The 24,513-nt window shown below is 52.7% G+C and carries 19 protein-coding genes; 8 read left to right on the forward strand and 11 right to left on the reverse strand.

Translation table 11 applies throughout. The features are described from left to right. Nucleotides 1–64: 64 nt before the first annotated feature. The 5 genes from NST69_RS21570 to rfbH all read right to left on the reverse strand — a co-directional run bounded on the left by NST69_RS21570 (nt 65) and on the right by rfbH (nt 4,932). Entirely contained in the window at nt 65–463 is a 399-nt protein-coding gene (locus NST69_RS21570) for a MerR family transcriptional regulator (protein WP_342547072.1), read from the reverse strand. 177 nt (nt 464–640) lie between these two features. Next, a complete protein-coding gene (locus NST69_RS21575; protein ID WP_036724005.1) occupies nt 641–1,738 on the reverse strand; it encodes a glycosyltransferase family 2 protein in 1,098 nt (365 codons plus the stop codon). A gap of 10 nt (nt 1,739–1,748) precedes the next feature. Continuing rightward, on the reverse strand, nt 1,749–2,849 hold the full coding sequence (gene rfbG / locus NST69_RS21580; protein ID WP_339249943.1) for a CDP-glucose 4,6-dehydratase: 1,101 nt from the start codon (nt 2,847–2,849) through the stop codon (nt 1,749–1,751). Beyond that, the gene (rfbF, locus tag NST69_RS21585; protein ID WP_342547073.1) at nt 2,831–3,607 is read right to left on the reverse strand and encodes a glucose-1-phosphate cytidylyltransferase; all 777 of its coding nucleotides are present in this window, start codon (nt 3,605–3,607) and stop codon (nt 2,831–2,833) included. The genes rfbG and rfbF overlap by 19 nt, the downstream gene beginning before the upstream one ends. Continuing rightward, complete coding sequence (gene rfbH, locus NST69_RS21590; RefSeq protein ID WP_342547074.1) at nt 3,604–4,932, reverse strand: lipopolysaccharide biosynthesis protein RfbH; 1,329 nt, start codon at nt 4,930–4,932, stop codon at nt 3,604–3,606. Before rfbH ends, rfbF begins: the two co-directional genes overlap by 4 nt. A gap of 433 nt (nt 4,933–5,365) precedes the next feature. Between rfbH and NST69_RS21595 the strand changes: the two genes are divergently transcribed. Continuing rightward, a complete protein-coding gene (locus NST69_RS21595; protein WP_342547075.1) occupies nt 5,366–8,488 on the forward strand; it encodes an ATP-binding protein in 3,123 nt (1,040 codons plus the stop codon). 42 nt (nt 8,489–8,530) lie between these two features. After that, nucleotides 8,531–9,664, forward strand: a complete 1,134-nt coding sequence (locus NST69_RS21600; protein ID WP_342547076.1) for a response regulator — start codon at nt 8,531–8,533, stop codon at nt 9,662–9,664. A 286-nt stretch (nt 9,665–9,950) separates the two neighbouring features. Here the strand turns inward: NST69_RS21600 and NST69_RS21605 are convergent, their stop codons facing one another. Next, the gene (locus NST69_RS21605; RefSeq protein ID WP_342547077.1) at nt 9,951–11,132 is read right to left on the reverse strand and encodes a hypothetical protein; all 1,182 of its coding nucleotides are present in this window, start codon (nt 11,130–11,132) and stop codon (nt 9,951–9,953) included. A 491-nt stretch (nt 11,133–11,623) separates the two neighbouring features. Between NST69_RS21605 and NST69_RS21610 the strand changes: the two genes are divergently transcribed. The 6 genes from NST69_RS21610 to NST69_RS21635 all read left to right on the forward strand — a co-directional run bounded on the left by NST69_RS21610 (nt 11,624) and on the right by NST69_RS21635 (nt 18,544). Further along, nucleotides 11,624–12,151, forward strand: a complete 528-nt coding sequence (locus NST69_RS21610) for a cupin domain-containing protein (protein WP_342547078.1) — start codon at nt 11,624–11,626, stop codon at nt 12,149–12,151. Between the two features lie 277 nt (nt 12,152–12,428). Further along, complete coding sequence (locus NST69_RS21615; RefSeq protein WP_342547079.1) at nt 12,429–13,184, forward strand: LytTR family DNA-binding domain-containing protein; 756 nt, start codon at nt 12,429–12,431, stop codon at nt 13,182–13,184. Then, entirely contained in the window at nt 13,171–14,472 is a 1,302-nt protein-coding gene (locus NST69_RS21620) for an ATP-binding protein (RefSeq protein WP_342547080.1), read from the forward strand. The genes NST69_RS21615 and NST69_RS21620 overlap by 14 nt, the downstream gene beginning before the upstream one ends. A gap of 319 nt (nt 14,473–14,791) precedes the next feature. Beyond that, entirely contained in the window at nt 14,792–16,831 is a 2,040-nt protein-coding gene (locus NST69_RS21625; RefSeq protein WP_342547081.1) for a serine hydrolase domain-containing protein, read from the forward strand. Between the two features lie 275 nt (nt 16,832–17,106). Further along, nucleotides 17,107–17,700 (forward strand): DedA family protein, encoded by a 594-nt coding sequence (locus NST69_RS21630; RefSeq protein ID WP_036724017.1) that lies wholly within the window; start codon nt 17,107–17,109, stop codon nt 17,698–17,700. A 31-nt stretch (nt 17,701–17,731) separates the two neighbouring features. Further along, entirely contained in the window at nt 17,732–18,544 is an 813-nt protein-coding gene (locus NST69_RS21635; protein WP_342547082.1) for an undecaprenyl-diphosphate phosphatase, read from the forward strand. A gap of 18 nt (nt 18,545–18,562) precedes the next feature. Here the strand turns inward: NST69_RS21635 and NST69_RS21640 are convergent, their stop codons facing one another. From NST69_RS21640 to NST69_RS21660, 5 genes are all read right to left on the reverse strand, one after another. Then, the gene (locus NST69_RS21640; protein ID WP_342547083.1) at nt 18,563–20,206 is read right to left on the reverse strand and encodes a glycosyltransferase family 2 protein; all 1,644 of its coding nucleotides are present in this window, start codon (nt 20,204–20,206) and stop codon (nt 18,563–18,565) included. Between the two features lie 196 nt (nt 20,207–20,402). Beyond that, complete coding sequence (locus NST69_RS21645; protein WP_036699631.1) at nt 20,403–21,272, reverse strand: protease modulator HflC; 870 nt, start codon at nt 21,270–21,272, stop codon at nt 20,403–20,405. After that, nucleotides 21,269–22,312 carry an FtsH protease activity modulator HflK gene (hflK, locus tag NST69_RS21650; RefSeq protein WP_081751095.1) on the reverse strand — a complete coding sequence of 348 codons (1,044 nt, stop codon included), beginning with the start codon at nt 22,310–22,312 and terminating at the stop codon, nt 21,269–21,271. The genes NST69_RS21645 and hflK overlap by 4 nt, the downstream gene beginning before the upstream one ends. A 671-nt stretch (nt 22,313–22,983) precedes the next feature. Then, nucleotides 22,984–23,733, reverse strand: a complete 750-nt coding sequence (locus NST69_RS21655) for an amino acid ABC transporter ATP-binding protein (protein ID WP_339249971.1) — start codon at nt 23,731–23,733, stop codon at nt 22,984–22,986. Further along, nucleotides 23,733–24,488, reverse strand: a complete 756-nt coding sequence (locus tag NST69_RS21660; RefSeq protein WP_036724022.1) for an amino acid ABC transporter permease — start codon at nt 24,486–24,488, stop codon at nt 23,733–23,735. The genes NST69_RS21655 and NST69_RS21660 overlap by 1 nt, the downstream gene beginning before the upstream one ends. Nucleotides 24,489–24,513 lie beyond the last annotated feature (25 nt).

A 24,513-nucleotide genomic window follows, 5' to 3' on the forward strand; every position in this document is an offset into this window, starting at 1 on the left:
TAGAAATGGACAAGCCCTGATCATGAAGGGAGCCGCTCGCAGAATTATCCCAAGTTTGTGCAGCCTATTGAACCTTCCAGTGATTGAGATGATCCGCAATCCGGATCAGCTCATTGGCCAGGGAGGAGAGCGAGGCCACAAGCTGCTGCTGTCTGTCCGGCTCCGGGGCCTCGTCCATACGGTTTTCCGTTCGCTCTGGTACGGGAAGCTCTTGTTCACTTTTACTGTACATCGGGAATCCCTCCTCGATCAGCAGGCGCACAATGGTGCTTAGATGGTAGCGTTCCATGCGCAGCTCACTGATCCTTTTTAGCAGTTTCAAAGTTTCATAGGGATAGAGTGTCTGATCTCCTTGCCGGGTCCCCGGTACGAAGTAAGAGAAATATTCCAGCCATCTCTTCACTGTGGTCGGAGGCAATTTCGATAAATTAATGATTTCCAGTTGGGTGTAATGGCGTACCATAACATCACTCCTTTATTTTAGGTGGACTTATTTACTTTAATGGTATTCATGTGCCTCGCAATAAATGTGTAAAAATACCTATTTATCTAATTATCGTCCCGCAAAATAAATAGACAGGCCCGTTCCGGAGAACGTTGCCTGTCTATTATGCTGCCTTGGAAGCAGCAGATTACCTGCTTAAGAGACTTTAAATAATTCGCTGAAGGAATCACCCAGGAGTTCTTTATAATATTTCCGGTTATGCAGCATACTTGGGTGTGTAGGATAATAGAATAGTGCTGTCTCATTATGATAATTAGCCTTCATGTACTGACCCAGGCGGTCATAGCATACGCACAATTGCAGATGTGGCACCCAGGTGGTAGAGGTCATATCCTGAAGTCCCAGGGTAGATCTTCGCGGCAGCGTAATCGCCTGTTCGAACCAGTAGATCGCCCGCCCGAACTCTCCAGCTTCTACGAATTCACTTCCCAGGCGGCAGCAGAATTCGGAACGGGGGATATCATAGTTCAGGGTACGATACAGCGCGCTCATTTTCCCGGACTTGTTGTTCAGATGCCCGTGGCATTCCGCCATCTTCAGGCAGGCCTGATAGTTATCCTCAACCCAGCCCTGGCCGGTCTGCAGGAACTTCTCGTAATATTCCAGCGCTTCTTCATGGATCGCATGATCTCGGAGCTCGTTCGCGAAGTAGTAGAGATCACGCGGCGAGAACTCCTCGCCCTTGGCCAGACGCCCACGGTAGATTCGCAGGTTGCGGTCCGTATGAACCTTATCCTTCTTATGAGTAATACAGACATCGCTATCTATGGTATTGCCGGCAACCGCCAAATACTCATGCACCGGTCCGATCCACTGGAAGCCGCAGTCCCGGCGGACCAGCCGGTTGCGTCTCAGGCTTGAGGTTACTTTACCCTCGCTGTCGAAGGCCAGATTGTAGGGCATAGTCACAGACTGGTACTGCGGAGATAATGTCTCCTTCAGCTTTTTGAAGCGCACCCGGTCGATTTCCTCAATGGTATCATCTGCATCCAGCCACAGAATATAATCCTTAGTCGCCTTGCTGAAGGCTTCGTTGCGTGCTGCCGCGAAATCGTCAATCCATTCAAAATCATAAATCACTGCACCATATTCCGCAGCAATCTCCTTAGTCCGGTCCGTGGAGCCTGTGTCGACAATGACGATTTCGTCCGCAATATCCTTCACACCATCCAGGCACCGGCCCAGGCCGTTCTCTTCATCGCGCACAATCATACATAGACTGATAGTAATCATTAGTGCCCTCCTATAGGTTCTGTGTCATATATTCGCGAATCTGCTGCTCGCTGATGTTCCGCATATCCTGCCCTGCATCCAGCGCTCTCTGCCATTCCACCGTCTTCTGCAGAGCCTGCTCAACACTCCAGCGGGAGCGCCAGCCCAGCAGGCGGCGGGCCTTGGTGCTGTCAAGCTGCAGTTCACCAGCCTCATGCAGCCCCGAGATACCAGCGATATCAATACCCGCTCCCTCTCCCCAGAGCGCTGCGAGCCGGACGGCCACCTTCTCGACACTGTGAACGCTCTGCTCCTCAGGGCCGAAATTCCAGGCGGCAGCATACTCCGCCCCCTCCTGCACCAGCTTCTCGGCCAGCAGCAGATAGCCGCTAAGCGGCTCAAGCACATGCTGCCAGGGTCGCGTCGCCGCCGGGCTGCGCAGCAGCGGCCTCAAGCCAGCGGCGAATGACCGCAGGCAGTCCGGCACCAGCCGGTCCTGGGAATCATCGCCGCCCCCGATGACATTCCCCGCCCTGGCGGTAGCGACAGCCACGCCATGCTCGGCATAACGCGCCGGTTGGAAGTAGCTGTTGCGGTAAGCCTGCGTCACGAGCTCGGAACACGCCTTGCTGGAAGAGTAAGGGTCATAGCCGCCCAGCGGATCGGTCTCGCGGTAACCCCAGATCCATTCACGGTTGTCATAGCACTTATCCGTCGTAACGTTAACGACTGCTTTGACAGGGATCCCGGAATCAACCGAGCTTGCGACCGCCTCCAGCAGATTCACTGTTCCCATCACATTCACCTCGAAGGTATCGGCCGGGAACTGGTAAGAGGTGCGGACCAGCGGCTGGGCAGCCAGATGGAATACCACCTCCGGGGCCGCTTCCCGCAGCGCTGCATCCAGGCGCTGCCGGTTCCGTACATCCCCCCAGACCGTATGGACCTCAGGCGCAGCTCCGATCAGCGGGAAGAGCTTATACTCATCCCGGTCCCAGGCATAACCGCTGACGCTTGCGCCCAGCATCGTCAGCCACCGGGTGAGCCAGCTTCCCTTGAAGCCGGTGTGTCCGGTTACGAAGACACGCCGCCCCTTCCAGAATCTCGCCGCTGTCAGTTCGTTCTCATCCACAGGAGTCCTCCCTCCCGCCACAGCTCCTCCAGATAACGCTTGTCGCGGAGTGTATCCATCGGCTGCCAGAACCCGTGATGCTTGTAAGCCCTTAGCTCATCCCGCGCTGCCAGCTCCCGGAGCGGCTCCTGCTCCCAGACGGTGCTGTCACTTTCGATTAGAGAGAATACCTCGGGCTCTAGTACGAAGAAGCCGCCGTTCACCCATCCTTCGTCCCCTTTGGGCTTCTCTACGAATCCGGTTACCTTGGTATCCTCTGCTAGGTCCAGCGCACCGAAACGGCCCGACGGCTGAACAGCAGTCACAGTCGCCAGCTTCCCGTGAGAGCGATGGAAGTCCAGTAACTGCTGTATATTAATATCCGCAACACCATCCCCATAGGTCAGCATGAACGGTTCATTTCCGATGTATTTCTGGACTTGCCGGATTCTTCCGCCAGTCATCGCTTCTTTGCCTGTGTCCGCGAGCGTTACCTTCCAGTTTCGCAGCTGACGGTTATGGCGGGTGATCTGGTTGCCATTACCGAAATCGAAAGAAATATCCGAGCTCTGGAGATAGAAGTCGGAGAAATATTGTTTAATGACATGCCCCAAATATCCCAGGCAAATGACAAAATCATCGAAGCCGTAAGCAGCATAATTCTCCATAATATGCACCAGCAGCGGCTTGTCGCCGATCTCAATCATCGGCTTGGGCTTCACATCGGTCTCTTCACTGATCCGGGTCCCGTAGCCCCCGGCCAGAATGACTACCTTCATCTTGTTACCTCCTTACCTTTCAGCAAGCCCAGCAATACCTCGGCAGTATAATCGAGCATCTCTGTCGAAAGTCCCGGATAGATTCCCACCCAGAACGTATCGTTCATGATCCTGTCCGTCTGAATGAGCGGCGCGGCGACACGGTGCGCCACACCGGAGTAGGCAGGCTGCTTGAGCAGATTCCCGGCGAACAAGAGCCGGGTGCCAACCCGCGCCTTCTCCAGCCTGCGCACGATTTCATTGCGCGTGAGGGGCGCATCCTCCCTCACGGTCAGCGGGAAGCCGAACCAGCTCGGATCACTGCGCGGCGTCGCCTGTGGAAGAATAAGCCATTCCTCCGCAGGCTTCAGCGCTGCCTTCATATAGTTAAAGTTACGTCTGCGTGCAGCATGGAACCCTTCCAGCTTCTCCAGTTGGGAGACTCCGATGGCGGCCTGCATATCTGTAGCCTTCAGATTGTAGCCAATGTGGCTATACGTATATTTGTGGTCGTATCCGGCAGGCAGGTCTCCCTTAGTCCAGTCAAACCGCTTGCCGCAGGTATTGTCGGTTCCCGGCTGGCACCAGCAGTCCCTGCCCCAGTCACGGAGCGATTCGACAATTTTTTTGAGCCTGGCACCGGAGGTGAGTACCGCACCGCCCTCGCCCATGGTCAAATGATGGGCAGGGAAGAAGCTGACCGTGGCCAGATCGCCGAAGGAACCGGCCGGCCGGCCTTCATACAGTGATCCCACAGCATCGCAGGTATCCTCAATCAGCCACAGTCCATGCCGGTCCGTGAATGCCTTAACACTGGCCAGATCGAAGGGATTGCCCAGTGTGTGCGCCAGCATGACCGCTTTGGTACGGGGGCTGAGCGCGGCGTCCAGCTGAGCTGTATTTATATTGTAGGTGGGCAGCTCAACATCGACGAATACTGGAATAAGTCCATGCTGTATCAGCGGATTGACCGTGGTCGGAAATCCGGCGGCAACGGTGATCACCTCATCACCCGGCCGCAGCCGGCGTTCGCCGAGCAGCGGCGAGGTAAGTGCTGCGACAGCAAGCAGATTCGCGCTCGAACCCGAGTTAACCAGCAGGGTATGCTTTCTCTCCATAATCTGGGAGAACCTGCGCTCGAATTCGCCAGTATACCTGCCCGCTGTCAGGTGGAAATCAAGTGAAGCATCCACCAGACTCATCAATTCTTCGCCATCGAACACCTTGCCGCTTACCGGCACGTAATCGCGTCCAGGTACGAAGGACCGGCCGGGCCAACGAATGTCGTAATATTCTCCTGTCAGCTTCAGAATTTGCTCACGTAAGGTTGCAGCTTCTGTGGGCAAAAGCTCCCCTCCTTTAACTAATGGTTTTCATTTAGTGGTTTTGTCGGACTTGGTACATCATTTATATGCAGACCGGAGGTTAAATACGATTAGAATTAACTGGAATTTTAATTCCATTTTTGTTCAGTTCTTGTCTATGAGGGTTCTCTATAATGGGCTTGACTTGAAACGATACCGTTATGGAGGGATGCATACATGGGAAGACTCAGAGCCATCAATGAAAGAAAATGTACGAAAGAGGACTGCAACAGAAGACACTATGCGAAAGGGCTGTGCAAGCAGCACTATTGGCCTGCCTGGAAAGCAGGACAAAAGAACGAGTCTGATTCTGACATAAACCGCCAGGATCATTCACAGAAGCCCCTCCGGATTGTCACAGAATTTATTTAATTTTTTTAGAGGTTCTGCCTTTGCTTTGTCGAATTCTTACTGAATGATGAATAAAAATTCCAAATATTACATGAAGCATCTGACGTTAATCGTGATATATATGACTCTGTTATTGGGGATGCAAAGGGCGTGGCAGCAGATTTTTGCCTTGCCGGAGCAGCCCAGTGCGGATGCAGGCGTGCTTGATTTACGCGGCTGGACCTTCAAGGATGCCCATTCGCTTGTCCTCGACGGGACATGGGAATTTTATCCGAACCGTCTGGTCAGCGAAAGCGATATCCGCTCAGGCGCCGCCGGAGCCGCTGTCCCTGTAGAGGTACCCGGCAACTGGAAGGATTCCCTGTCCGGTTCCTCTCTGGGCTATGGCACATTTGCCCTCCGCATTCTGGTCGATCAGCCGCTGGATGAACCCTATAGCTTCTGGGCCCAGCAGATCCAGGCTTCTTCCCGGATTGAGATTAACGGCCGCCCCCTTCAGGCTATGGGTCAACCCGCAGCGCGCAAGGAGCTGTACCATCCCATGGCCATTCCCTATGCCGTTCACTATCTCCCCCCGGAAGGGACGAAGGACATGCTTGTCCTGATCCAGACTGCCAATTATGAGCATGGGGAGAAGGCAGGCATTTCCTATTCCATCCGTTTCGGCGCCCAGTCTATGGTTCAGAAGGAGCGCTGGTACTCTACCTCTTTTCAGTTAGCTACGATCATCATCCTTCTTCTGCACGCGCTGTATGTCTGTATTCTGTACCTGCTTGACAAAGAACACCCGTCTCTGCTCTTATTTGCGCTTATGTTGATCATCATAGCCGTCTCCATCGCAGCGGATAATGACGTCCTGCTGTTCCTTGTGCTGCCGCTGAACTATACCTGGGGAATCAAGGTCAAGCTGCTGTCTTATGTATGGATGGTCTTTTTCATGCTGCTGCTTACCTACAAATTCTACAGTGCCCAGGCAGTCAGCCGGGCCTTCAAGGTGTACAGCTTGCTTCTTCTGCTCTATACACTTTGCCTTTGCTTCCTTCCGATTCATATCGTTCTGTCCAATGCCACTATTTATTTCAGCCTCCTGTATATGATCCCCCCCTGCTGGATGTTTGTGCTATTCGGAATTATGGTCTATAAGCAAAAAAAAGACGTCGGGTTCCTTACCTTCATCGGCTCCTCGATTCTATCCGGGGTGATTTGGGGAACCACGGTGAATAGTTACCGGAAGAATCTTCCGTTCTACTCCATAGATATCCTGGCTGCTATCGCCGGTTTCTCTGCCTATGCCCTGAAGCAGTATATCCGGCGGTCCAATGAGAACAGGCAGCTCTATGAACAGCTGCTGCAAGCGGACAAGCAGAAGGACCGGTTCCTGATGAATACCTCGCATGAGTTGCGGACACCGCTGCACGGCATGATGAGCATTGCCCAGTCGGAATACGACAAGAAGCGGGCAGCCTCCCCGGATGAAGAAGCCGGAGACCTGGAGCTGCTGGTACGCATCGGACGGCAAATGTCACAGCTGCTGGATGATCTGCTGGATCTCACCCTGCTGCGGGAGAACCGGATGGTCCTTCATCCGGTGCCGTTATCTGTCTATACTACAGCGGCAGGAGTTGCGGATATGCTCCGTTACTTAACGGACGGCAAGAACCTGACGCTTCATGTAAGCGTATCCGCTTCGCTGCCGCGTGTATGGGCCGATGAGAAGCGGCTGATCCAGATTCTCTTCAACCTGATACATAATGCCGTGAAATGGACCGAGCAGGGAAGTATCCTTGTGACTGCCGAAGAAGCGGACGGGAAGCTGCTGATCAGCGTGGCTGACACAGGTGCGGGGATGGAGGAAGAAGCGCTCGCGCGTATCTTCCTTCCTTATGAACAGGCAGGCGGACAGGACCGTGGTGGCCTGGGTCTGGGCCTCGGCATTACCCGGCAGCTGGTGGAGCTGCACGGGGGAAGGCTGACCGTGGAGTCCAGGCTTGGGGAAGGCTCGGTCTTCCGCTTCACCCTGCAGCTGGCTGACGAAGCCTTTTTCACGGATGAGCAGTTCGGCAGGATGGAAGCAGTGGAAGCGCCGGGCGCTGCATACACCGGCCGGAGTGTCCATGTGCGCAATAAGGACGAAGAGCCATTCCTTGCGGGAGTGCCTCCGTCCCCCTCCGGCTTGGATACGGAGGGAGCCGAACTGAAGATACTGGCTGTTGACGATGACCCGGTTAATCTCCGGGTGCTCGCGACCATTTTGCATGAGGATATCTATCAGTTGACCTCTGTGTTAAGCGGGGAGGAAGCCCTGATCCGGCTGGAGGAGGAATCATGGGATCTGCTGATTACCGATGTGATGATGCCCGGCATGTCCGGCTATGAGCTTACCCGCCGGGTAAGGGAGCGTTATCCGGTGTCAGAGTTACCGGTGCTGCTGCTGACGGCACGTGCTATGCGTGAGGAGATCTACTACGGATTTCAGCAGGGGGCTAATGATTATGTGACTAAGCCGGTAGACAGCCTGGAATTGAAATACCGGGTTACCGGGCTGGCGCGGCTGAAGCAGACCGTCGCTCACAGCCTGCGGCTGGAGATGGCTTACCTCCAGGCGCAGATCCGCCCTCATTTCCTGTTCAATGCCCTGAACTCCATCGCCACGCTCAGTACCATTGATCTCTGCCAGATGCAGCAGCTGATTGAGGCCTTCTCCTCCTACCTGCGCTCAAGCTTCGACCTGATGAATACCGGTACACTGATTCATTTGAAGCAGGAGCTATCGTTAGTGGAGGCCTATTTATATATTGAGAAGGTGCGGTTCGGCGAACGGCTGGAGGTCAAGTGGGAACGGAATTATACCGGACTGCTGCGGGTTCCCCCGCTGATCTTGCAGCCGCTGGTAGAGAATGCTGTCCGTCACGGGCTGCTCAGTCTTATAGAGGGAGGCCTACTTACTATCCGCATTGAAGAGGAGGAGGAGCATGTCCGGCTTGCGGTGCAAGACAATGGCAGAGGCATGGAGCAGGCGCACATTAACCGCCTGCTGATGAAGCATAAAGACAAGAGCTCCGGTATCGGGATATGGAATACGAACCGGAGGCTGATTGAACGCTACGGGCAAGGCTTGTCCATTCAGAGCCGTCCCGGCTTTGGAACCACCGTCTCCTTTATGATTCCACTCCGGCGTATCGAGTGAACCATTCTCCATCCGCTATATCCTGTACAAGGAGGTGCTACAATGCTTAGGGTAGTGCTGATCGATGATGAACGACTCGCCCTGATTCAGCTGGAATCGACGCTCAGGGCGCTGGGATCGACCATTGTAACGGCAACCTATACCAACCCCCAGCTGGCTATGAGCGAAGCGGCCGGCTGGGAGGCAGATATTATCTTTCTTGATATTGATATGCCGGGGCTGAACGGCATGGAGGCTGCGAAGCAGCTGGAGGAGAGCTGTCCCGGCTCAGCCATTGTATTCGTCTCCGCCCATAACAGCTTCGCGCTGGAAGCCTTCGAGGTCAGCGCGCAGGATTATCTGCTCAAGCCGGTCTCCAGGGAACGGCTGAGCCGGACCCTCCAGCGAATCAGGAGCCGGAAGATCAACCAGCTTCACACGGACAAGCCGGACTCGCTGCTGATCCGCTGCTTCAATGCCATCCAGTTCGAACGGGGAGGTGTTCCTATCCGGGATTTCCGCTGGCGGACTTCCAAAGCCCAGGAGCTGTTCGCCTTCCTGCTGTATCATCATGACCGGATTGTCGTCAAGGACAAGCTGGTCGAGCTGCTCTGGCCCGAGGCATCATTCAAGCGTGCCTCCACTCATCTGTATACGGCCATCTACCAGATCAGGCAATCGCTGAAACGGGCCGACATCGGCCTTGTGATCAGCAATGCGAGCGTAGGCGAGGGGTATATGCTGGAGAGCGGCGACGCGCAGATCGATGCGGTGCTGTGGGAGGAAGGTGTCGTCTCCCTGGACCCGGTGGATGATTATAACGCCGCGGAGCATGAGGAGCTACTGAAACTCTATACCGGCGATTACCTGGGGGATTATGAGTATCTGTGGGCCGAGAGTGAACGGCAGCGGCTGAGGAACCTCTCCCTGCAGCATGCCACAGAGCTGGCTGACTATTATACCGTCAAGGATAATATCACCAAGGCGGTCAACACCTATCAGCGGATTGTGGAGCTGCATCCCTACCACGAGCCAGGTTACCTGGCACTCATGGAATTCTATAACCGGCTGGGCGAGCTGAGCTTCGTACAGGAGCAATATGAGAAGCTCCGCAGCCTGCTCTGGCGGGACCTGAAGCTCACTCCATCCGCCAAGGTCGAGCGCTGGTATGCCAACTGGAAGCGTCTATATACTTGATTCCGTGCCGGAACTTCGGCGATTACAGAATCCATACAAAAACGGTATGCCGCCCCCCGGTCAGGGGTTAGGCATACCGTTTCTTGTTGCACCCGCAGCTTCCATTATAGCGGCAGGACCTGCGCATGCGCGCTGTCCCGTCCTTTCAGTGAAAAGCTGCAGGACATGCGAATCCGCTGACATCACCGGTGACACTAATTCTTGTGCAGTAGCTACCCATGCCAGTCGGACCCTCACTTTTTCAATGTACCCGTTATGGGGAACTTAAAACGCTCTGGCGCAAGATTTAGAAATTCATGTAGACCACCGTATAATCGGGAAAACCCTCCATCCATTTCACAATCGTCTTCGGCAGCTTGCTGGTGCCAGGAACATTCGTATAGAACCGCACGAAGGTCTCGGGAATCTCCTCTGAATCAGAGGCTTCATCCGAATCGAGCGCAGCTGCCCAGAAATGCCCCTGCTTATCAAACATGATGATGGCTTCCGTAAGGGTGAACAGCCCTCTCACGCCGCCCTCTACCACCTTTGCCCCCTTGCCGTCCAGATCCTTCGGTTCATCCAGCAGCTGCATACTGTACAGGAACAAATCATAATCTTCTCCTACCAGCTTACGGAAGGCTTTATCATCTGCGGCCGTCTTGAAGACACCGGTATCCCGCAGCGTGTAGACGGTCTCTTGCGGGTCTCTTGTATAGTGGCCGGTGTAGGTTACATTCGCCCCGGCAGAATACACCGGCGAAGGGCTGGTGACATACAGATTGCCATTCAGCAGATAGAAAAAGACTACGGAACCGTCCTCTTCCTTGTAGACAGCCATCCGTTTGCGGACTACTGCCGATTCTTCATACAGCTGGCCGGAATGGGCGCCATCGTAAGCATCCAACGAGAAGATCAGCTTATCACTCTTCACATTGCTGAATTCAACATAAGATCCGAAGAAGGGCGAATAAGTCTCCATATACCACTCTCCGCTCCAGTCCGCTGCTGCCGGCACCTTGGCGCTGGCTGCGGCGGCAGCCGTCAAAGCTTCTACCGGCAGCTGGCGGGTGCCGTCCGGGTTGCTCCATACTCCGGCGAAGCCGGTGCCGGGAATCCACCAGCCTTCGAAATGGCCTGTTTCCTTGCCCTTCGCATCGTATTCATACATATTCGCGTATTTGCCGCTGACTGTACCAGTGAGTCTGATTGTCTTCTTGTATTTATCATAATAATAACTTCCGGTCAGCTTCCCGCCGCTCTCCACCTTAATGGACATATGAATCGGCAGATTTCCGTTGATCGCGCCGGTCAGCGGCACCAGCCCGTTCGTGGCCAGACTCTGGGCGGGTGAAGCGGCAGCGGCCACCGTCCCGGCCGGTGCAGCCTTCGCCTCGGCGGGAGCAGCCTTTGCCCCCGGCGGCACCAGAATGGCAGGCAGCAGCAGCGCGGCCGCCAGCAGGGTACTGATTTTACGGATAATTCTCACTATAACCCCTCCCTTTCGCAACCATCTATAACAGCTACGTTACACTGTATGCCATCAATTACCCTTTTACAAGCAGGTAGAAAATAGCCCCGCTATATTAATTGCACTTATAATTTCACCACTCACAGGCTGAGGACAATCGAATGTTGAATAAAGGCCAGTTTTCATCCAGAACACAACATTCCACTTGTATGAAATACAATAGAATCCCATTTTGCGGTCAGTTATGCATTTTCTATTGCAGGAAATACAATCAACTACTTAAATTTATGAGTAGAAGTCAGCTACGGGTGCGGTATCAGCCTAATGTTAGCTCAACATTCATGCCCAGCCCTTAACACCCCTGAGGTTCATTCTTACAGTTTTAAAGCTGATGTTGTACCATCAATACCTGGGATTCTCACCTTTTAACGAAATTTATTTTCAGAAGTTACATTACCAACCTTAGGGTAATTCTATATATACCAAAATTCATGTAGGAGATGATCCGTATGTCAGAACACAATTCGGTAAGCCGGGAGCAGGACGAATCTATAATTAAGCTCAGCTTCGAGCCGGATGGGCTGCTGCCGAACAATCCGCAGCTTCCCGCCGTGCTATATAAAGGGGTGCTCCGGGACCACCCGGAAGACACCGAACTGATCTTCAATAACAACGGCTGGCTGAATAGCTGGGTGAACGGCGTCTTCCCCTATCACCACTATCACAGCAACGCGCATGAGGTGCTGGGGGTGATCTCCGGCAGTGCCAAGCTCCAGCTTGGCGGAGATGCGGGATACACAGCCAACGTGGAAGCCGGTGACGTTGTGGTGCTGCCTGCCGGGACGGCACACAAGAAGCTCACGGCCACGCCTGACTTCCGTATTGCAGGCGCATATCCCGGCGGCATGGACTATAACACCCGCCAGGCGGGCGCGGACGACTTCGCGGCGGCGCTCCCCGAGATCCGTGAAGTCCCGCTGCCGGAGCGTGATCCCGTATACGGCGAAGCAGGGCCGCTGTTGCGGCTGTGGAAGTGACAACTGTTCCTGGGGCTTACGCTCAAACAGCGGAGCATGCTGAACGACCCGTGTAAAAGCTTAGCGTTCACAGCGATTGGAACAACGTTCCATTTGCGTAGCGTCCATCCAAGCAAACACGTTCATCCTTCTCCACACCAAGGATTCGCTTTTGCAGTCCAGGGATTAACTTATGCGTTTGGCCCCCTGATCTGCTCATTCCCCTGGACAATACTATATAATGTTGTGTACAAATATCTGCTTAGGCATTGAGCCGGAAGTGAAAGGGGGCCTTTGGATGTATCGGGTAGCGATATGTGAGGATGAAGAACAGCAGCGGGAGCGGGTGAAGAGGATTCTGGTCGGGTTATCCGTCAAGACGGATACCGAATTTGAAATCGAGCTGTTTTCTTCGGGAGAAGACCTAATCTCCCACTATGAACGGGGCGGATCCCCCTTCCATATCCTGATTCTGGATGTGGAGATGGGCGGCATGAACGGGATTATGGCGGCGCGCCGCTTGAGAAGCCAGAAGCATTTTGACGAACAGATCATATTCCTGACCAGCTATCCAGAATATATGGTGGAGAGCTTCGACGTGATTACCTTCCAGTATCTGATCAAGCCGGTCGCCCCGCAGCTCCTGGAGGAGAAGATCCTTAAGCTGTGTGATTACTTCCAGGCCCAGGATAAGAAATTCATGGTCATCAAGTCCGGGTATGAGGAGGTCGTCTTGCGGCATGATGATATTATCGGGATTGAGGCGGCCAAGAGTCTAACGGTCAAGAGCAAACTGCATGTGATTACCACCACGGGAATCTATGAGACCAGAGGAATTATTGCCGAGTACGCTTCAGCCTTACGGGACAGCCATTTTCTGCATATCCACCGTTCGATTATTATCAACCTGCTGCATGTCCACAAGTTCGCGGGCGGCTCCGTGCTGATGTCGGGCGGGCAGGAGTTCCCCATCGGACGGTCCAAAATCAAAGAGGTTAAGGACTTCTACACCAAATTCATGATCATGAAGGGTAGCTCGTATGACTCACTATAATCTGACCCTTATCGTCTGTGTGCTGCTGGTGATGTGTTTTCAGACCCAGTTCTTCTTCGCCTCGGTATTTGACAAAGCTGTCAGGAAGCCCAACCGGATCATATACTTCCTGATCTACGGGGTACTCTGCTTCCTCTACCTGGTCACCCCGCTGTCCCCTCTATTCTCCTCCGGCGTAGCTTTGCTGATGATCTTCAGTATGGCGCAAGCCTATAAGGTGGAGGTGAAGACCCAGGCGATCTTTTCCCTGCTGTACGCTGTGCTGATGACAGTGGTCAGCTTTATCTCGCTGTATATTTTCTCAATGATAGATTCGGTGGACTATACCAGCATGAACTCGGGTGCGGGGATTGACCGGTCGGCCTTCATCAAGGGGCTGATCCTTAGCTGCATTATTATGTTCCCGGTGATTCAGATCATCCGGCTGATCTCCAAGCGGCGAAGCGTCTCCCTGCCCTACCGGTATTATGTGATGTTCCTGCTCGTCCCGCTCATCAGCACCTATCAGATCAATGTCCTCACCGAAGACTCGAAGAAGGATATCTATTATTTCATTGCGATTCTCGGCTTCCTGTTCCTGAATGTGATGATCGTCTATATCTTCGATACCATTACCGACAAGTTCCAGTTCATGCATGAGAACGCCCAGCTCCAGCACCAGATGAACTATCAGGACGCCAACTATGAGAAGACGGTCCACAGCTTCAAGTCGATCAAAAGAATTATCCACGACACCCATCAGCAGTTCCTCTACATTGAAGAGTGTATCCGGCGGGATGATCCGGCGGCGGCTCTCGAACATATCAAGCTTACGCTGAATAAAGTGGAGGATGCCTACCAGCGGGTCAACACCGGCCATCTGGCGGTGGATGCGCTGGTCACGAACACGCTGAATATCGGACAAGCGAATGGCATCCGCATTGATACCCGGCTCAAGCTGCTGCCTGGTGAGCTTCACATCGACCGTTATGACCTGTGCGTTGTGCTGGGCAACATGCTGGATAATGCCATTGAGGCCTCCAAAAAAGTACGGCTCGCCGAGGACCGCTACATTCTGATCCAGATGCACTCTAGTGAATCCGCGCTGTTCATCCGCATCCTGAATCATACCGCCCCGGAGACTGCCCCCTTGCAGAGCCGGAAGCCGGACCCTGAATACCACGGCATCGGCCTGACCAATATCTCCAGAATCTGCGAGAAGTACGGCGGGAATATGACAATTGAAGCCGGGCATCGGGAATTCAACAATATGGTGGTCCTCCCCTTCACGCGCGAAGCTTCTTTATAAAATGCACTAAACATTAAGTTTCGCCGTCACTGCGGTGAACATTTGGACTTCCGGCCGCTGTTGTATTTTGATTTCCTGATTGGACCGCTCTTAGCGGTAGAAATCCAAATACAAAGGCGGTCGCTACCGCTCCTTCAGTTCCAAATTTCCCCTCCGCTTCTTTCACTTTTTGTTACCGTTTTTTGTGCCTTTTAATCTAAATTTCTACGTTAAGGGATCGTTATTAACGTTTCAGGGTTATTCGGGCCACGCTCCTCTCTTCTGCCTGTATGATAACTTCAGGAAGATTATCTAAGAGACACAAGAGGAGGAGTTCAAGATGAACAAGTTAACTTCAGTCGTACTGACGGCCATGCTGGTGATCCCCGCAGCCCAGGCGTCTGCGCAGGAGAAGGAGAGCCCAGTGCAGGAAACGGCCCGCCTGCTGGGCTCGAAGATCGTATCCGACTACGGGGTAAGCGGCATGCAGTATGCTATCAGGGATCAAGGTAAAATTACGGTGTCCGGCGGCTTCGGTCTGTCCGATAAGGCAGCCGGGACTCCCGTCACGAAGGATACCATGTTCGGCATCGGCTCTGTCAGCAAAATGCATGTCTCCGCAGCCACAATGATGCTTGCCGAAGATAAGGTGATTGACATCGATCAGCCGCTGACTACGTATCTGCCGCAGTTCAAGATGGCCGATGAGCGCTACAAGAAGATCACGCCGCGCATGTTAATGAACCATTCCTCGGGCCTGTACGGCAGCCACTACGGGAACAGCATTCTGATGGACGATAGCGACACTCAGAATCACGATGAACTGCTGACAAGGCTTCAGTCCGAACGGCTGAAATCCGATCCGGGAGCCTATTCCGTATACTGCAATGACGGCTTTCAACTGCTGGAACTGATGATTGAGCAGGTAACCGGCAGCAGCTATACAGAGTTCCTGGACCAGCATATGAGCAGCCCGCTGAAGTTAAGCTCTACCAAAACGCCGCTGGATACCTTTAACCGGCAACAGCTTGCCAAAACCTACTTCCCTGGACTAACGCAGGCATTGCCCAGCGAGAACGCCAATATCCTCGGAGCAGGCGGCCTCTATTCCACAGCCGAAGATCTGACCACATTCGCCGAGATGCTGAACGGGAAGCACCCGGACATTCTGTCGGAAGCCTCCGCCGAAGCGATGCGTAAGCCGGAATATAAGAATGGACTCTGGGTACCCGAGGAGACCAACTCTTTCAATTACGGTCTGGGCTGGGATGCCGTAGATCTGGCACCATTCGGTGATTACGGAATCAAGGCCTTATCCAAAGGCGGAGATACCATCATGTATCACGCTGACCTGATTACCCTGCCGGAATCCGATATATCCATCGCAGTGCTCTCGTCGGGGGGAAGCTCCATCTATAACACCATTTTTGCCTCCAATGTGCTGCTGGCCTACCTGAAGGACACCGGGAAGATTAATAAGATTCTGCCGGACGCCACCTTCACTCCTCCAGTCAAAGCGGCGATGCCTGCCGAGTTGGAAGCCTATTCTGGATTATACGGGACTGTCGGCGCAACCACTGCCATAGCCATTAAGGACGGAGCGCTCAACCTGCCTGAGCTGGAGGGCGGACTCATTCCAGCGCAGAAGTATATTTATACCGGCAAGGGACAGTTCACAAGCCCGGACGGCAGTGCAGCCGTGAGCTTCGATCAGCAGAAGAACGGCAAGACTTATCTGAAGCTGAACACCCACTTGACTATCCCCGGTGTCGGTCAAATGCTGATGGTCACTTACGAGTACCAGAAGCTGGACGCTAATCCGCTGAATGCTTCTACGAAGCAGGCCTGGGCGCAGAGAGACGGGAAGCATTATTACGCTGTGGATGAGAAAATCAATTCCTTTTTCTACCTCTCCCCTTCCATCTTGACGAAGACTATTGAGGTTGAACAAGGCTACGCCACCGGGACGCGGATTGTGGACGAGAACACCGCCGTCAATGCGGCTGAAATCCCGGTCATGAACGGCAGAGACGCCTTCGATCTGACCTTCTCCAAGCAGAACGGTGCAGAATATCTAACCATCGACGGCAATGCGTATATCAGCGGCGATGCGGTGAAGCCGATCTACGGAGGCCCGGCTTCAACCAGCACCGTTCCTGCGGGCGGCCAGAGCGTATGGTTCAAGATTGACAAGAAAGCTGCCGGCAAAACCATGACCGTGACAGCTCCTCCAAGCGGCGGATTCGTTGTATATGATGCCGACGGGATGATCGTAAGCCACTCCAGAGTGAGCAAAGATCCTTCAGTCCGGTTGCCGCAGGGCGGAATGGCCGTCTTCGGCGGGCAGGCGGGCGATGTGTTTAAGATTGAGCTGAAATAACGCTTTCATATTTTCATCCAAAATTTCTCCCTTCTCCCAAACTTGCTTAATGGTATATAGGTGTGTTTTAATGTTATCAAATTGAATAATACTCTTATCCAGAGTTCGGTGGAGGGCTTCGCCCGATGATACCGCTGTGACCGGCATGCTATAAGCAGAACGGGCACAGCACTAGAGGCATCCCGGATGCCTTGCAAAGATGAGAGGGTGCTGACAGTTGATGAGACTGCCCCCTTTAATTAGGGGGCTTTTTGTTTGAGAAGGGAGAGAAATGCATGACAGAATGGATCACGGAATTTATACTCTTTTTCAAAGATTTGTCGTATGCCGGAATAGTCATCGCCTTGTCGTTTGAATTCGTACCTGCCGAAATCGTGCTGCCACTTGCCGGATATTGGGTATATCTGGGGGACATGAAGCTCATTCTTACGATTCTTGCCGGTACTGTTGGAGGCACCTTCGGCCCTCTTACGCTCTATGCCCTTGGTAGGTTTGGCGGCAGACCTGCGATTGCTAAGTACGGGAAGTATTTTTTCATCCGTCCGCATCACCTGGAGGCCTCCGACCGTTTCTTTGATAAATACGGCAGCGGTGTAGCCTTCTACGGGCGCTTCATCCCCGGTGTGAGAACGCTGATCTCCATCCCTTGCGGGATTGCCAAAATGAATGTGTTCAAATTCAGTCTGTACACCTTCCTTGCCATGCTTCCGATCACTTCGATCTATGTCTATCTGGGCTACAAGCTGGGCTCGCAATGGGAGCATGTGGACGAAATCGTCAAGCCTTACATTCTTCCGGCGGCAACCCTGTTCCTGCTCGGCTTCGGGTTGTACGTCTTTTCCAAGCGGCTAAGAAGAAGACAGGCTTAACGAAATTGCAGTTTATATTCAGGAGGAACTCATGGAGAATTGGTTCGATTGGCTAAAATACTTATTGTTAGGGCTCGTACAGGGAGTGACGGAACCGATCCCCGTCTCTTCCAGCGGGCATTTGATCATCGTACAACGTCTGCTTGGCATGGAACAGAACGGGCTATCTTTTGAAATCTTAACGAATACGGCATCCTTGATTGCCATCTGCTTCATCTTCCGCAAAGACATCCTGGATCTGATTACAGGCTTCTTCCGTTACCTGAAGACGCGCGAACCCAAGTACCGGTCAGAGTTCATGTTCTGCATCTACATTATAATCGGTACGATTCCCGCAGCCGTGGCCGCCGTATTCTTCAAGGATACGATCGAACGCGTCTTCACCTCTGTACATACCGTATCCATCAGCTTACTTATTACCGGGGTAGCCCTCTGGCTGATCCGCAACCTGCGCGGCCAGAAAAGAGACGGCAATCTCACTGTGAGAGACGCCATCATCGTCGGGTTGGCTCAGGCGGTGGCGCTGATTCCCGGCATCAGCCGTTCCGGTTCTACTGTGATTGCCTCCATTGCCGTCGGCATGAAGCAGGAGACCGCTTTGAAGTTCTCGTTCATGCTCTACATCCCGATCAGCATCGGGGGACTAATCCTGGGTGCATCCGATATCGTGCATGACCCTAACCGCTCCGCGCTGGCGATGCCCTACCTGATCGCTTTCCTCACCACGCTCGTCGCAACCTACTATGCCATGAGATGGTTCATCGGCATTATGGCGAAGGGGAATCTGATTTACTTTTCGTACTACTGCTTCGTGGTGGGTACGCTACTGCTGATCTTCCTGTAACAGAAACGGATGCCCTTACTATTCACTCCAAGGCAACAGACGGGGATGCTCGTCAAGGATGGATTGATATTGCTCCTTCCAGCCGTACTTGCCATCCGGGTCCAGTTGCATATAACGTATATACTTTTCCAGCCGAAATTCCTGCTTCGACCAACCGAGATGCTTAATCCGCAGGTTGCTCAATTGATGAGGCAATTCCCAAATATTCTCTGGCAACCGCCCGGAGTGTTGCGGTAGATCATTCCAGAGATAGGTAAAGTCTTGGCGGTAGCGGACCAGGAACGGCCGGTATCTCAGGTGGGCCCGCCAGTACTTATCCTCGCGGTAATGGTTGTCATCCCAGAAATCGTAGAGGCGGAAGCAGAATAAGTCGCAGTCTTCCGTTCTCAGCAGGGAGTCCACTTCTTCGGCAAAACCGGATTCAAACATCTCATCCCCGTCCAGATTAAGAATCCATTCCGGTCCGGTCTCAACCACCGCTTCCCACTGCTGCTTGCGCAGCTCGGATTCTTTGTTGAAGCGGGAGACCGGATTATGAATCAACTTAAGCGGAATTCCCCCAAGAACCTCCTTAACTAATTCTGCTGTCCCATCTGTGCTGCCATCATCGATAATAACGGCCTCGTCGATATATTTGCGGTGCTCTTCCAGAATCTGCCGCAGGAACCTTGAGGCTTCATTCTTAACGATCATCGTGAGAGTCAGCTTGGGTCGGCGTTGTGCCGCTGCCGGGGTGGTGGCATGCGCCGCATCAGCCGCTTGCAGCTTAATCAGATTAGCTTCTTCGCTCCGCTCCAGCTCTTCATCATTCCGTTTCCCGTCATGCTCGCTTGGCTCCGTCCCAGGAGTTGCTGTTGACTGCCGTACGAACTCCTCCACTTTGTCAAGATCACTGTCTCTATAGAGATGTAGTGCCGGATAGTGGGTATCGACGAAAAGAGGAATATCAAGTGCTGCTGCACGGATACAGAAATGACGATCCTCTCCCCAATAGGAGAGATTTCGGACCTTCTTGTAACTGACACCGGACTTAATGGCCTGTGTGCTGATCAGAGTGCAGGCCCCAAGTCCGCCGACTTCATAGATTCCCGGTTGTCTCATCTTAAGCAGAAAAGCATGCAGGCGGCGCTTGATCTCCTCAGGTGAAAGCTTTTCTCCCGGCAACGCTTCCCATTGGTTGTATTCGTCATGCATCCACACCTGCGGCTGTTCCAGCTTGCCCGGCTGCCACTGGGTCCAGAACACTTCAGCGATAATGTCCTTGCCTGAACTGATCAGCTGTTCCAGCGTACTTGGATGAAGAATAAGATCAGAATCAACCAGAAACAGATAATCATAGCCGAAAGCTTCCGCACGCCGGATCATCTGATTTTTGAACTCGGCCACCTTCCAGACAAGGCTGATACGCCAGGCATGAGCATTGTCATCGCGTATATAGTCATCATGGTAACCAGAGGATTCCAGGAAGACTGTTCTCCCGCTTTGGGCGAACTGCTGCAGAAGTTCACTGGAAGCTGTATCCCCATTATCATCAATCAGATAGTAATGCAGCTCAATATTGTTAAGGTTGAGCCGCTGCAGCGACTTCAGAAAATGCTCCAGAATCTCCGGTTTCTGATGGATCGGGCTGCCAAGCAGCACTCGTTTTATCTTCTGATTCATATGAGCCCACTCCAGAGTAAAGTCATCATTAATACAACACTCCTTAGATTTGAACAAAAGTGATATAGCATAGTATATTAAGAGTAGTATCCAGATAAGCCTATTTTCCTGAAATAACAATCTTAGGACCAGCCGGGTAAATCGACAAACACCCCTTAGAACGAATTTGTTCTAAGGGGTGTTTGCTAGTGGGGATCTATTGTTGTCCCATCAGTATCTTCGCATAAGGCGAATCGATCGGGATCATGATGACCGGCTCATTCTTCAGCGTGGTCACATAACTCTGCAGCGTGCGGTAAAAGCTATAGAACTGGGGAGATTTTCCATAGGCCAAGTTATAGATCTTGGCGGCTTCTCCTTCACCTTCGGCGATGATCTTCTTGGAGTCGGCTTCGGCCTGGGCCATCAGCTCTCTGGAGGCGCGGTCCGCCTTGGAGGTGATCTTCCTGGACTCCTCATCCCCTTCGGACAGATAACGCGCAGCAATGGACTGGCGGTCCGAGATCATCCGGTTGTACACACTCTGCTTGTTCTCTTCCGGCAGGTCGGTACGCTTGATCCGTACGTCAATGACTTCTATGCCGTAGTTATCACGGGTCAACGCAGCTACTACGTCCTTAGTAATCTCATCATTAATATTGCCCCGTCCGGTGTCCTCACTAATAATATTCTCATAATTGACCTCCGACAGCTTGCGGCGTACCGAGTTATATACCGCTTCATCAATACGCTGCACCCCGCCGCTTACCGATTGAACGGTTCTCAGAAACTGTGAGGCGTTGGTAATTCTCCAGACGGTATAATTATCGACCACAATCGGCTTCTGGTCCTTGGTCAGAATGCTGGTCGGCGAGCTCTCGTACGTCATCTGATACTTGGGAAGCTCCGAGACATTCTCGACAAAAGGAAGCTTGAACTTCAGCCCCGGCTCCTCCACCGCACGCATCGCTTCACCGAAACGGAGAACGACCTTATATTCCCCTTCCTTCACAATATACATAGAGCCGGCCAGCAAAATAATCAGGACGATAGATGATATCAATAGGATAATCGGGTTTCTTTTCACTTGGCATCTCCTCCTTGCGGTGCGGCTGAAGGTGCCGGATTCACAGCGGCAGGAGCAGAGGGGCTATCCTTGGTGCTGCGCATCAGCTCATTCAGCGGCAGATAGTTCACAGTGTCACTGTTCGAGTTCGTAATGAATATTTTGGCGTTAGGCAGGATCGTCTCCAGTGTCTCCAGGACCAGCCGGCTCTCGGTGACGCTCTGATTATTGGCATATTCGGCAAAAATCGCATTGAAACGCGCCACATCCCCCTGCGCATTCAGGATACGTGACTTCTTCTCGCCTTCGGCACGCTCCAGCAGGGCCTGTGCTTCACCGCGCGCCTTTGGAATGATATCGTTCTCATACTTCTTGGCGTTGTTGATCTTCGTATTCTTCTCTTCACGGGCGTTCGTCACCTCGCGGAAGGCTTCCTCCACCTGGCCGCTTGGCGGCTCAATATCCTGGAACTTGATATCGATGATCTGAATGCCGGTGTTGTATTTCTTCTGCAGATCCACCAGCAGCACGCGGACCTTATCCTGAATCACCGTCTTCCCGTCGGTAATCGCATAATCCAGCTTCTCGGAACCAATGACCGCACGGATCGAGGAGCTGGCCGAGTTACGCAGGAATTTGTCCGGGTCATCAATGTTATACAGGTAATCACGGATATTGCTGATTTTCCACTGGACTACAGCATCGGCAGAGACAATGTTCTCGTCACCTGTAATCATCATAGCTTCATCATCTACCGGGACAGCCCCGTCAGCCTCCTGGCGGTATCCGATATGAATCCGCTGGGTCAGCTCGGCAGGCACAGTAATGACATCCTGGATGGGATAAGGCCATTTGAAATGGAGTCCGGCCGAGCTCTCATTCGTATACTTGCCGAAGGTCAGAATTGCTGCACGTTCCTGCTCCTGCACCGTATAAAATGAGGTGGCGCCGATATACAGCAATACAGCCGCAGCGGCTACCCCCACCCCTATCCTTTTGTACATGCCCGGCTTCAACTTCGGCAGCTTGAACCCTGGGATATTATCGCCATTCTGGTTCATGAAATTCAAGATGCATCGCTCCTTTTGGCGTATTTTAGTCGTATTAAAGGTATATATACGGATTCAAAAGAAAAAAGTCGCAAAAATTACAACTTTAATGAAGGTAGCTGAATATTGCTACGTTTCTCTCGGATTTGGCTGGTTATTTTTCATTGCAACTTCATTGACGAACGCGCCTTCATAGGGCAACCGGGCAATCGTGGAATTGTGTTCGGTTTTTCGCATACATGGAAGTCCAAATGTTCACCGCAGTGACGACGAAGCTTCAAGTTCAATACTTAAGAAGTGGGTTTTACCCAAATGTCAATTCAAACAATGGGGCACGGTACAGGTGGAGACTAAACCTCCATCTACAGCAGTTGGAAAAATGTATCTTAATTTGTCGCTTACCGAGGAATGTGCCAGAACAAGTGGATAAACAGCATCTACTGGAGCCCGTTTTGGCTACTTTGGGTGAAAGGACAACAATTAAGTGCTGTTTATCCATCTGCTGTTCTAGCAGCGGCCGTTCGTCCATCAGCAAGTGTAGAGAATCCAACTACTTCCGATTTCCGTAACATCCGGTTTGTTCAGATCATCCTCCGGGGAAGTCCTTACACTTCTTCACCACAAAACCCCGGGAAAGCGCAAGCTCGCGCTCTCTCCGGGGTTTTGACTGTGAACTACTCTAATTAAATACTCGATTTATTACGGAAATAATTCTGAAGGAATTCCTTGGCGCGCTCGGACTTCGGATGATTGAACACCTCGTCCGGCGTCCCCTCCTCGACGATTTTACCTTTGTCCAAGAACAGCACCTTGTTGGCCACCTCATACACAAAGCTCATCTCATGGGACACGAGAATCATCGTCTGACCGGTAGACGCGGTCTTCTTGATCGTCTGCAGCACCTCGCCCACCAGCTCAGGGTCAAGCGCTGAGGTAGGCTCGTCCAGCAGCAGCAGCTTCGGATTCATCGCCAGCGCGCGGGCAATGCCTACCCGCTGCTGCTGGCCGCCAGACAGATGCTTCGGATAATAATGAGCACGCTCAGCAAGACCTACCTGCTCTAGCTGTTTCTGTGCAATCTGCGCGGCCTCGCGGTCGTTCATCCGCTTCACAATCTTCAGGCCTTCCTTCACATTATCCAGTGCCGTCCGATGCTGGAACAGATTGAACTGCTGGAAGACCATCGCTGTCTGCTTCCGCAGCTCCAGCCGCTGCTTGTTCGTGATCGTGCTGAAATCGACCTTGAAGCCTTCGAGATCCAGCATTCCCTGATCTGCCTGCTCCAGGCAGTTGAGCGAACGCAGGAAGGTGGACTTACCCGCACCGGACGAACCGATGATGGCTACAACATCTCCCTTGTTAATCTCGACGGAGAGATCGTCCAGAATCAGATTACCGTGAAATGACTTGGATAAATTGCTTACCTTTATCATCAGATCTCTCTCCTTCCCCAAGAGAACCAGCCGCGGTTCATGGCCCCGGCAGCGGAGTCCGGAATGGAGAATCTTTTCTCCAGGAATCTCAGAATCTGCTCAATCAGAATTGTCATGATCCAGTAGATGATCGCCAATGCGAGATACACCTCGAAGAACCGGAAGTTGCTGCCGGAGATAATTTTCCCCTTAGCCGTCATTTCGATTACACCTGCTACGAAGGCTAGGGAGGTTCCCTTGAGCAATCCGATCAATGCATTGCCCAGCGGCGGAATCGCCACCACCAGCGCCTGCGGAACGATGACTCTTCTGAGCACCTGAAGATACGTCATCCCCAGGGATTCAGCGGCCTCGATCTGGCCCTTGTTCACCGACTGCAGCGCAGCGCGGATCGTCTCCGAGTTGTACGCCGCTTCATTGAACGCGAAGGTGACCAGCACGAAGATCATCGCCGGAATGGCATTGATATTATAATCCGTCCCGTACTGCTGATTAATGAATTTTAATAACAACGGAATTCCGTTATAGGTCAGGTACAGCTGCACAATGATCGGCGTTCCACGGATGAACGAGATGAAGACTGTGACCAGCTGGCTTAACACGGGAATTCGGCGCATACGGATAATGGCAAATAACAGCGCAAACACAAGGCCGACGATCATCGAGATGACCGTAATCTGCAGACTCACAGGAAGGACCTCTAACAGGCGAGGAATCGCTGAGAACACCGCGTTGATATCAAAAATCTCTCCCATACCGATTGACTTCCTTCCACGTTCA

It is taken from the genome of Paenibacillus sp. FSL P2-0089, from assembly GCF_038595095.1.
GTDB lineage: Bacteria > Bacillota > Bacilli > Paenibacillales > Paenibacillaceae > Paenibacillus_AQ > Paenibacillus_AQ silagei.

What these genes read in the sequence shown, in the direction of transcription:
- NST69_RS21610 (WP_342547078.1), top strand. Translation starts at nt 11,624, where the DNA reads ATGTCAGAACACAATTCGGTAAGCCGGGAGCAGGACGAATCTATAATT.
- NST69_RS21640 (WP_342547083.1), bottom strand. Translation starts at nt 20,206, where the DNA reads ATGAATCAGAAGATAAAACGAGTGCTGCTTGGCAGCCCGATCCATCAG.
- NST69_RS21625 (WP_342547081.1), top strand. Translation starts at nt 14,792, where the DNA reads ATGAACAAGTTAACTTCAGTCGTACTGACGGCCATGCTGGTGATCCCC.
- NST69_RS21660 (WP_036724022.1), bottom strand. Translation starts at nt 24,488, where the DNA reads ATGGGAGAGATTTTTGATATCAACGCGGTGTTCTCAGCGATTCCTCGC.
- NST69_RS21620 (WP_342547080.1), top strand. Translation starts at nt 13,171, where the DNA reads ATGACTCACTATAATCTGACCCTTATCGTCTGTGTGCTGCTGGTGATG.
- rfbF (WP_342547073.1), bottom strand. Translation starts at nt 3,607, where the DNA reads ATGAAGGTAGTCATTCTGGCCGGGGGCTACGGGACCCGGATCAGTGAA.
- NST69_RS21615 (WP_342547079.1), top strand. Translation starts at nt 12,429, where the DNA reads ATGTATCGGGTAGCGATATGTGAGGATGAAGAACAGCAGCGGGAGCGG.
- NST69_RS21595 (WP_342547075.1), top strand. Translation starts at nt 5,366, where the DNA reads ATGATGAATAAAAATTCCAAATATTACATGAAGCATCTGACGTTAATC.
- NST69_RS21655 (WP_339249971.1), bottom strand. Translation starts at nt 23,733, where the DNA reads ATGATAAAGGTAAGCAATTTATCCAAGTCATTTCACGGTAATCTGATT.
- NST69_RS21635 (WP_342547082.1), top strand. Translation starts at nt 17,732, where the DNA reads ATGGAGAATTGGTTCGATTGGCTAAAATACTTATTGTTAGGGCTCGTA.
- NST69_RS21575 (WP_036724005.1), bottom strand. Translation starts at nt 1,738, where the DNA reads ATGATTACTATCAGTCTATGTATGATTGTGCGCGATGAAGAGAACGGC.
- NST69_RS21570 (WP_342547072.1), bottom strand. Translation starts at nt 463, where the DNA reads ATGGTACGCCATTACACCCAACTGGAAATCATTAATTTATCGAAATTG.
- hflK (WP_081751095.1), bottom strand. Translation starts at nt 22,312, where the DNA reads ATGAACCAGAATGGCGATAATATCCCAGGGTTCAAGCTGCCGAAGTTG.
- NST69_RS21600 (WP_342547076.1), top strand. Translation starts at nt 8,531, where the DNA reads ATGCTTAGGGTAGTGCTGATCGATGATGAACGACTCGCCCTGATTCAG.
- NST69_RS21630 (WP_036724017.1), top strand. Translation starts at nt 17,107, where the DNA reads ATGACAGAATGGATCACGGAATTTATACTCTTTTTCAAAGATTTGTCG.